The sequence below is a fragment of the Kitasatospora sp. NPDC057198 genome, assembly GCF_042670125.1.
In the GTDB taxonomy this organism is placed as follows: domain Bacteria; phylum Actinomycetota; class Actinomycetes; order Streptomycetales; family Streptomycetaceae; genus Kitasatospora.
Genome location: NZ_JBHUWH010000006.1, coordinates 44,845 through 53,389 on the forward strand (window position 1 = coordinate 44,845; position 8,545 = coordinate 53,389).

Here is an 8,545-nt window from a genome sequence, read left to right on the forward strand (position 1 = left end):
TGCCAAGCCCGGGAGCGGCCTCACTCGCCCTTCGCGAAGGTCCGCCGGTACTCGCTGGGCGTGGTCCCGAGGATCTGCTGGAAGTGCGTGCGCAGGTTCGCGCCGGTGCCGAGGCCGGTCTCGGCGGCGATCCGCTCGACGCTGTGCTCGGAGCGTTCCAGCAGCTCACGGGCCAGGTCGACGCGGGCCCGCAGCACCCACTGCATCGGCGTGTAGCCGGTGTCCTCGACGAAGCGCCGGGAGAAGGTGCGCGGCGAGACGGCGGCGTGCCGGGCCAGCGCCCGCACCGTCAGCGGTTCGTCCAGCCGGTACAGCGCCCACTCCCGGGTGGCCGCGAACCGCTCGCCGACCGGCTCGGGCACGCTGCGCGGCACGTACTGCGCCTGGCCGCCGCTGCGGTACGGCGCGGCGACCAGCCGGCGAGCGGTGTGGTTGGAGGCGGCCACCCCGAGGTCGCCGCGCAGCACGTGCAGGCACAGGTCGATGCCGGACGCGGCGCCCGCCGAGGTGAGGACGCTGCCCTCGTCGACGAACAGCACGTTCTCGTCGACCCGCACCTGCGGGTACTTGGCGGCCAGCGCCCGGGTGTAGTGCCAGTGCGTGGTGGCCCGGCGCCCGTCCAGCAGGCCGGTCGCGGCCAGCGCGAACGCCCCGGTGGAGATCGCCGCCAGCCGGGCCCCGCGGGCGTGCGCGGCGCGCAGCGCGGCGACCACGGCGGGCGGCGGGTCGTCCCGGTCGGGGTGCCGGTAGCCGGGCACGAACACCGCCTCGGCCCACTCCAGCGCCTCCAGCCCGTGCGCCACGTGGTACGACAGGCCGTCCCCGCCCGCGACCAGACCGGGCGCGGCCCCGCACACCCGCACCTCGTACGGCATGCTGCCCCGGGTGGAGAACACCTGCGCGGGGATGCCGACGTCGAGCGGTTTGGCGCCGTCCAGGACCAGCACGGCCACCCGGCGCAGACGAGGAGCTGACATCCCCTCAGGGTAGGCGCCGTCCTGGCCGCGCCGTCCGGACCGTACCGTCCGGGCCGCGCCGTGGCCTCACCGGGCAGCACCGGAAGGGACGGGGACGGGAGCGGGAACGGACATCGCCGCGCGCACCGAGCAGTCACCCGAGCACCCGACCGACCCGGCCGACCAGACCCGCCCGGCCCGGTCCGCCCGGTCCCCCCGCCCCCGGTCGGCCCGTCAGTCGGCGATCCCCACGATCCGCCCGAAGGTCTCCGGGTCGCCGACCGAGCGCAGCATGCAGTGCGCGACGTCCGCCCGCGACACCTTCGTCCCGCCGCGCAGGTTCTGCCCGTACGCGACCCGGTAGCCGCCGGTCAGCGGCCCGTCGGTGAGCCGGGGCGGGCGCACCACCGTCCAGTCCAGGCCGCTGGCCAGCACCACGTCCTCCATCCGGGCCAGGTCCGCGTAGTGCGCGCGCAGCACCCGCTTCACCACCGGCGTCAGCACGTATCGCGTCAGCGGGCCCTCGCCCGGGTCGTGCCGCGGCGGGTGCGGCCGGTCCGGCGAGGGCACCGTCCCGATCGGGGCGGCGCTCACCACCAGCAGCCGCCGCGCCCCGGCCTCCTTCATCGCCGCCACCAGCGCCCGCGTCCCGGCCTCGGCGACCCCGGTGCCCGCCTTGCCCACCGCCCCGAGCCCGGACAGCACCGCGTCCGCCCCGGCCACCGCCTCCCGCAGTTCCGCCGCCCCGGCCCGCGCCAGGTCCGCCCGCACCACCCGCACCCCGGCCGCGTCCCCGAGCTTCCCCGGGTCCCGGACCACCACCGTCACCTCGTGCCCGGCCCCGAGCGCCTGCTCCAGCACCTGCCGCCCGATCCCTCCGGTGGCGGCCACCACGGTCAGTTTCATCGCTCTCTCCTGTCTTTCGGTCAGTTCTCTTCTACCGCAACGGAGTTGACACTCTGAAGCTTGTCCGGGTTGGTCACGAAGTAGATGTCCGTGACCTGCCCGCCGTCGGCCGCGAGGTCCAGCACCAGCACCGCGAACGGGGCCTCGCCGAGGAACAGCACCGCCGACGGGTCGCCGTTGGCGGTGGCCCAGCGCACCCGCACGTCCCGCGCCCGCTCGGCGCTGCCGACCAGCAGCCGGGCGACCTTCCCGCGGCCGCGCACCGGGCGCGCCCCGGCGGCGGTCGCCTTGCCGCCGCCGTCCGCCCAGAGGGTGACGTCGGGAGCGAGCAGGCGCAGCAGCGCGTCGAGGTCCCCGCCGCCGACGGCGGCGGCGAAGCGCTCGGTGGCCTGCCGCCGGACGGCCGGGTCGGCGCGGTAGCGGGGCCGCCTGGCCTGGACGTGTTCGCGGGCCCGGTGGGCGAGTTGGCGGACGGCGGCGGGGCTGCGGCCGAGGATCCCGGCGGTCTCGGGGTGGCTGTACCCGAAGACCTCGTGCAGGACGAAGACGGCGCGTTCCAGCGGGGTGAGCGTCTCCAGCACCACCAGCAGCGCGATCGACACCGCCTCGGCCCGTTCGCCCGCGTCCTCCGGCGTCCCGGCCCCCGTCGCCCCGGCCGGGGCGAGGAGCGGCTCGGGCAGCCAGGGCCCGAAGTAGCTCTCGCGCCGCCGGCTGATCTCGGCGCGCCGGGCGAGCGCGGTGTTCACGGCGGTGCGCACCAGGTAGGCGCGCGGGTGGAGGACCGGCCCGGCTCCGGCGGACCGGTGCCGCCCGGACCAGGCGAGCCAGGTCTCCTGGAGCACGTCCTCGGTGTCGGCGACCGTGCCCAGCAGGTTGTAGACCATCGAGAACAGCAGTTCCCGGTGGTCGGTGAACACCTCGGTGGCCTCGTCCATCCCGTCCGTCTCCTCCGCTGTCCTCTTCCGGCTGCACCCCGAGAGTGGCGGATCGGCCGGGGTGTGACACGGATCCCGGAGAACGGGAAAAAAGGGGCCCGCGCCGCCACCGGCGGCACGGACCCCTGCGCGAACGGACCGGACGGTCAGCCCATGCTCTTCTGCCCGTCCAGGGACTCCCGGATGATGTCGGCGTGCCCGGCGTGCTGGGCGGTCTCGGCGATGATGTGCATGACGGCGCGCCGGGCGGACCAGCTCACGCCGGGGGCGAACCAGGGCGCCGAGGGCAGCGGGTGCGAGACGCCCAGGTCGGGCAGGCCGGCCAGCAGCTCCTCGGTGCCGCGGGCCACCGCCTCGTACGCGGTGAGGACGCCGAGCAGGGTCTCGCCGGGCAGCAGCCGGAACTCGTCGGCGCGGGCCTGGAAGTCGGCCTCGGCCATGGCGTTGAAGTCGGGCATCGCGGAGGGGCCGACCGCGATGAACGCCGCCCAGGTCCGCTCCATCGAGGTGACGTGCTTGATCAGTCCGCCGATGGTGAGCTCGCTGGCGGTGGTGCGGCGGGCGGCCTGCTCGTCGTCGAGGCCGCGGGCGGTGAACCGCAGGAAGTGCCGGACAGCACGGAGTTCCGCGATCAGGTCGGCGTGCTCGGGGGTCGGGCCCTCCACGACGGCGGCCGGGTACTGGCCTTCCGCGGCCTCCGCGGTCCCGGCGCTCTCAACGGTCTCGACGTTCTCGACGTTCTCGACGTTCTCAACGGTCTGGACGGTCTGGATGCTCATGGTGTCGCTCCTGATTCCCCGGTCACGATGCGCTGTCCTGCTCGCTTCGTGTTCCACGCTACGGGCCATTGCGGCCACTTTCCGTCCGCAATTGTCGGAGGATGGGATCCATGGCCGACACCAGCGCCCGCACCCTGCGCCTGATCACCCTGTTGCAGTCCCACCGCTTCTGGCCCGGCGAGGAGCTCTCCGCCCGGCTCGGCGTCTCCCCGCGCACGCTGCGCCGCGACGTCGACCGGCTGCGCGAGCTCGGCTACCCGGTCGAGGCCCGGCGCGGCGTCGACGGCGGCTACCAGCTGGCGGCGGGGGCCGCGCTGCCCCCGCTGGTGATCGACGACGAGGAGGCGGTGGCGCTGGCCGTCGGCCTCCAGGCGGCGGCGGACAACGCGGTGGAGGGCATCGCGGAGGCTTCGGTCCGGGTGCTGGCCAAGGTGGTGCAGGTGATGCCCGCCCGGCTGCGCCGCCGGGTGGAGGCGCTGCGCACCGTCACCGTCCCGATGAGCTGGCGCACCGACACCGCCGCCCGGATCGACCCGGCCGCCCTGACCGCGGTGGCCCTGGCCTGCCGGGACACCGAGCGGCTGCGCTTCCGGTACGAGTCGGCCGACGGGACCGCCACCGAGCGGCAGGTCGAGCCGCACGGCCTGGTCCGGCTGGAGCGCCGCTGGTACCTGGTCGCCTACGACCTGACCCGGCAGGACTGGCGCACCTTCCGCCTGGACCGGCTCACCGCCCCCGAGCCGACCGGCGCCCGCTTCCTGCCCCGGGCCCTCCCGGCCGCCGACGCCGCCGAGTTCGTCCGGGCCGGCCTGCGGGGCCTGCCCCGCCCGCACCGGATCGAGGTGCTGGTGGAGGCCCCCGCCGCGACGGTCCGGCAGCGGATCGGCGCCTGGTCCGAGGTCGAGGAGGCCGGGGCCGGCCGCAGCCTGGTCCGGATGAGCGCCGACTCCCTGGAGTGGCCCGCGATGGCCCTCGGCTCGCTGGGGGCCGACTTCCGGGTCCTCTCCCCGCCCGCACTCACCGCCCTGCTGGCCGCCTGGGGCGAACGGTTCACCCGCTGCACCGGCCCCGACGAACAGGCAGAATCGGGGCGGTGACGACTCAGCAGCTGCTCACTCCCGCCGAGGCCGCCGAACGCTCGGGGTTCAGCCTGGACACCCTGCGCTACTACGAGCGGATCGGCCTGCTCACCCCCATCACCCGCGCCGCCAGCGGCCACCGCCGGTTCAGCCCGGACGACATCGGCTGGCTGGGCATCCTGCGCTGCCTGCGCGACACCGGCATGCCGATCGCCGACATGCGCCGGTACGCCGAACTCGCCCGCGTCGAGGGCCCGGAGAGCCTGCTCGGCCGGATCGAACTGCTGGAGCGGCACGACACCGCCGTCAACGACCGGATCGCCCTGCTGGAACGCCAGCGCGCCCACCTCCGCGACAAGATCGACTACTACCGGAGCGTGCTGCCCGCCGACTGAACCAGCCCGCCCGCTACGGCGTCACCACCGGGAAGTCCGGGTCGAACTCGTCCAGCAACTCCCAGTACCGCCGCAGCAGTTGCCCGTCCCCGTCCAGCTCGGCCGCCTCCGCCGCCGCGGTCTGCCCGAGCAGCACCCCGGCCAGCACCGCCTTCGGCCCGGCCACCGTCAGCCCGACCGTCCCCCAGGTGCCCGACCGGGCGTTCAGCACGCCGTGGCGCACCCGCATCGTCCAGGTCTCGTCCAGGTCGGTGAACCGGAGGGCGATGCCCAGGTCGGCGTCGGCCGCCCGGTCGCCGACCAGGTGCACGGCGGCGAAGTCGAACAGCACGTCCACCGGCATGGCCAGCACGGTGTCCGGGCTGGCGGTGGCGAACCGGGCCGGCTGCACGCCCTCGCGCAGCTCCTTCGCGGCGGTCAGGTAGATGCCGCGCCACTGCGGGCCCTCCGCCTGGTAGCCGAGCTGCTCGTACGCGTCCGCCTGGAGCTCGCGGGCCTCCCGGTGCTCCGGGTCGGCGAACACCAGGCTGTGCAGCAGCTGGGCCGCCCACCGGTAGTCGCCCGCCTCGAAGGCCCGCCGGCCCTCCGCCAACACCTTCTCCGCGCCGATCAGTTCGACGTACCGGCGGGCGGTCTCCACCGGCGGGTGCGGGTGCAGCGAGACCGGGTCGCCGTCCCACAGGCCCAGTTCCTTGTGGAACACCGCCCGCACGTCGTGGTGCAGCGTCCCGTGGTAGCCCCGGTTGTGCCAGCGCCGGCCCAGCGCCTCGGGCAGCTCGACCTGCTCCGCGGCCTCCAGCGGCGTGGCGCCCCTGTTGGCCAGCCGCAGCGCCTGGTCGTGGATGAACTTGTAGGTGTCGCGCTGCGACTCCAGCAGGTCGACCACCGCGTCGTTCCCCCACACCGGCCAGGTGTGCGGCCCGTAGTGCACCTGCGCGGCGTCGCCCCAGCGCTCCAGCGTCTCGTCCAGGTAGCGGGCGAAGTTGCGGGCGTCCCGGGTGCGGGCGCCGCGCAGGGTCTGGACGTTGTGCAGGGTGTGGTTGGCGTTCTCCGCGCAGGTCAGGGCGGCCAGTTCGGGGATCCAGATGTGCATCTCCTCCGGCGCCTCGGTGTCCGGTGCGTACAGGAACTCGAACTCCAGGCCGCCCAGTTCGCGCTTCTCCCCGGTCCGGGTGATCCCGTCGGTCGGCGACAGGTACGACACCGTCACGCCCGGCACGGTCTGGATCCCGATCCCGCAGGTGACGTGCCCGCGCGGGTCGAGGTCCAGCAGGCTGCCGAACGCGTACGAGGCCCGCCGCGACATCGCGTTGCCGGCAATCACGTTCTCGCCCAGCGCGTACTTGTCGAAGGACTTCACCGTTCCCGGCGCGACGATCGGCACCCGTCCGGACGCCACCTCCTCCGCCGTGACCACGCCCTTCACCCCGCCGTAGTGGTCGATGTGGGTGTGCGTGTAGACCACCGCCGCGACCGGCTTGTCGCTGACGTGCTCGCGGATCATCGCCATGCCCTGGGTGGCGGCCTCCACCGAGGCCATCGCGTCGATCACCACCAGCCCGGTCGGGCCCTCCACCACCGTCAGGTTGGCGATGTCGTTGTTGCGCACCTGGTAGACGCCGTCCACCACCCGGTAGAGCCCGCCCTTGCGGATCACCCGCGACTGCCGCCACAGGCTCGGGTTCACCGTGTCCGGCGCCTCCTCCCGCCCCTCCAGGTAGTCGAACGCCGCCGGGTCGAAGATCACCTCCCCGCCCCGCCCGTACAGCCTGTCCGGCAGCGGCGCGATCAGCCCCCGGTCCGCGTCCGCGAAGTCCCGCCGGTCCTCCATCGGGTACCGCCCCACCGCCCCCCGGTTCACCGCCGCCGTCTCCCCCGTGGCTTCCTTGCCCCGGTACGCCATCCCCATCACCCTCCATCACTGAGCAGCCGCACTCCCCCGCCACCCTCCCCACCCCGCCCCGCCCCGGCAAAGCCACCTACGCCGTCCGGGGGACCTCGCCCCCTGGGCAGCCGCCCTACTCGGCGGTAGGGTCACCGGCACGCTCGGGCTGGGTGATCTCTCGGAGGGTTGCGGTGGAGTACGGCGAGTACCGGCGGTACGACGCGGTGGGGCTGGCCGCGCTGGTGGCGGGCGGGGAGGTGTCGGCCGGGGAGCTGCTGGAGACCGCGATCGGGCGGGCCGAGCAGGTCGGCGGGCGGTTGAACGCGATCGTGCGCCCGATGTACGGGATCGCCCGCGCGCGGGCGGCGGGCGAGCTGGGCGGCCCGTTCGCCGGGGTGCCGTTCCTGGTCAAGGACCTGATCCAGGACTACGCGGGCCTGCCGACCGGCAGCGGCTGCCGGGCCCTGCAGCACACCCCGGCGGCGGCGCACAGCGAGTCGGTGCGGCGCTGGCTGGACGCGGGGCTGGTGGTGTTCGGGAAGACCAACACGCCGGAGTTCGGCAGCAAGGGCGTCACCGAGCCGGAGGCGACCGGCCCGGCCCGCAACCCGTGGGACACCGGCCGCACGCCGGGCGGCTCCTCGGGCGGTTCGGCGGCGGCGGTCGCCGCGGGCGTCGTCCCGGCGGCGGGGGCGAACGACGGCGGCGGGTCGATCCGGATCCCGGCGGCCTGCTGCGGCCTGTTCGGGCTGAAGCCGGGCCGCGGCGTGGTCCCGGCCGGTCCGGCGGCGGCCGAGCACCTGCACGGCGCGGCGACCGACGGCGTGCTCTCGCGCAGCGTCCGGGACAGCGCCGCGATGCTGGACGTGCTGGCGGGCGCCCCCGACCCGGCCGGCCCGTACCTGCCGCACCGCCCGAGCACCCCGTACGCGGAACAGGCCCGCCGCGCCCCCGGTCCGCTGCGGATCGGTTTCAGCACCCGCTCCCCGCTGGGCACCGAGGTGCACCCGGAGGCGCTGGCCGCCGTCGCGGACGCCGCGGCCCTGCTGGAGGGGCTCGGCCACCACGTCGAGGAGGCCGGCACCGGGATCGACGAACGCGGCCTGGCGCTGGACTTCCTGGCCATGTGGGCCACCGAGACCGCCGCCACCGTGGACGAGGTCAAGCGCCTGACCGGCTCCGGCGACGCGGGCTTCGAGCTGGACACCCACGTGCTGGCCGCCGCCGGCCGCCGGATGCGCGCGCCCGCCTACTACGCCGCCCACCGGCGCTGGAACCTCTACAACCGGCAGCTCGCCGCCTTCCACGCCCGCTACGACCTGCTGCTCACCCCCACCCTCGCTCAACCACCGGTCAGGACGGGCGAGTTGGACACCCCGCCGGCCGTCCGGGCGCTGGCCCGGCTGCTGCTGCCGCTCGGCCTGCTGGGCCTGCTCAGCCGGACGAAGGCGTACGAGGAGGCGGTGATCACCAACCTGGCGCCCGTCCCGTTCACCCAGCTCGCCAACATCACCGGCCGCCCGGCCGCCAGCGTCCCGCTGTACCGCACCCCGGACGGGCTGCCGCTGGGCGTGCAGTTCGTGGCGCCGCTGGGCGGCGAGGGCGTCCCA

8 protein-coding genes are annotated in these 8,545 nt (G+C 75.1%); 3 read left to right on the forward strand and 5 right to left on the reverse strand.

Features of this window, described 5'->3' with window-relative positions; genetic code table 11:
- Positions 1 to 20 precede the first annotated feature (20 nt).
- The 4 genes from ACFUEL_RS01645 to ACFUEL_RS01660 form a co-directional block, all read right to left on the reverse strand.
- Positions 21 to 977: a GlxA family transcriptional regulator gene (locus ACFUEL_RS01645; protein ID WP_380233882.1), complete on the reverse strand. Its 957-nt coding sequence runs from the start codon at positions 975 to 977 to the stop codon at positions 21 to 23.
- Between the two features lie 213 nt (positions 978 to 1,190).
- On the reverse strand, positions 1,191 to 1,862 hold the full coding sequence (locus ACFUEL_RS01650) for an NAD(P)-dependent oxidoreductase (RefSeq protein ID WP_380233884.1): 672 nt from the start codon (positions 1,860 to 1,862) through the stop codon (positions 1,191 to 1,193).
- Positions 1,863 to 1,882: 20 nt separating this feature from the next.
- Entirely contained in the window at positions 1,883 to 2,797 is a 915-nt protein-coding gene (locus ACFUEL_RS01655; RefSeq protein ID WP_380233885.1) for a sigma-70 family RNA polymerase sigma factor, read from the reverse strand.
- A gap of 146 nt (positions 2,798 to 2,943) precedes the next feature.
- Complete coding sequence (locus ACFUEL_RS01660; protein ID WP_380233886.1) at positions 2,944 to 3,576, reverse strand: DinB family protein; 633 nt, start codon at positions 3,574 to 3,576, stop codon at positions 2,944 to 2,946.
- A 110-nt stretch (positions 3,577 to 3,686) separates the two neighbouring features.
- Here ACFUEL_RS01660 and ACFUEL_RS01665 point away from each other — a divergent pair, with 110 nt between their 5' ends.
- Positions 3,687 to 4,673, forward strand: a complete 987-nt coding sequence (locus tag ACFUEL_RS01665) for a helix-turn-helix transcriptional regulator (RefSeq protein ID WP_380233887.1) — start codon at positions 3,687 to 3,689, stop codon at positions 4,671 to 4,673.
- On the forward strand, positions 4,670 to 5,050 hold the full coding sequence (locus ACFUEL_RS01670) for a MerR family transcriptional regulator (protein WP_380233888.1): 381 nt from the start codon (positions 4,670 to 4,672) through the stop codon (positions 5,048 to 5,050). The genes ACFUEL_RS01665 and ACFUEL_RS01670 overlap by 4 nt, the downstream gene beginning before the upstream one ends.
- A 13-nt stretch (positions 5,051 to 5,063) precedes the next feature.
- Here ACFUEL_RS01670 and ACFUEL_RS01675 read toward each other — a convergent pair whose 3' ends face one another.
- Positions 5,064 to 6,953: an alkyl/aryl-sulfatase gene (locus ACFUEL_RS01675; RefSeq protein ID WP_380233889.1), complete on the reverse strand. Its 1,890-nt coding sequence runs from the start codon at positions 6,951 to 6,953 to the stop codon at positions 5,064 to 5,066.
- A 173-nt stretch (positions 6,954 to 7,126) separates the two neighbouring features.
- On the opposite strand from ACFUEL_RS01675, the gene ACFUEL_RS01680 reads away from it, so the two are divergent.
- Positions 7,127 to 8,545 (forward strand): amidase (locus ACFUEL_RS01680; RefSeq protein WP_380233890.1); only part of this gene is annotated, 1,419 nt, incomplete at its 3' end.

Bases quoted from the DNA above. Each gene is read 5' to 3' on its own strand.
- ACFUEL_RS01645 (WP_380233882.1), bottom strand. From the start codon at position 977: ATGTCAGCTCCTCGTCTGCGCCGGGTGGCCGTGCTGGTCCTGGACGGC.
- ACFUEL_RS01650 (WP_380233884.1), bottom strand. From the start codon at position 1,862: ATGAAACTGACCGTGGTGGCCGCCACCGGAGGGATCGGGCGGCAGGTG.
- ACFUEL_RS01655 (WP_380233885.1), bottom strand. From the start codon at position 2,797: ATGGACGAGGCCACCGAGGTGTTCACCGACCACCGGGAACTGCTGTTC.
- ACFUEL_RS01660 (WP_380233886.1), bottom strand. From the start codon at position 3,576: ATGAGCATCCAGACCGTCCAGACCGTTGAGAACGTCGAGAACGTCGAG.
- ACFUEL_RS01665 (WP_380233887.1), top strand. From the start codon at position 3,687: ATGGCCGACACCAGCGCCCGCACCCTGCGCCTGATCACCCTGTTGCAG.
- ACFUEL_RS01675 (WP_380233889.1), bottom strand. From the start codon at position 6,953: ATGGCGTACCGGGGCAAGGAAGCCACGGGGGAGACGGCGGCGGTGAAC.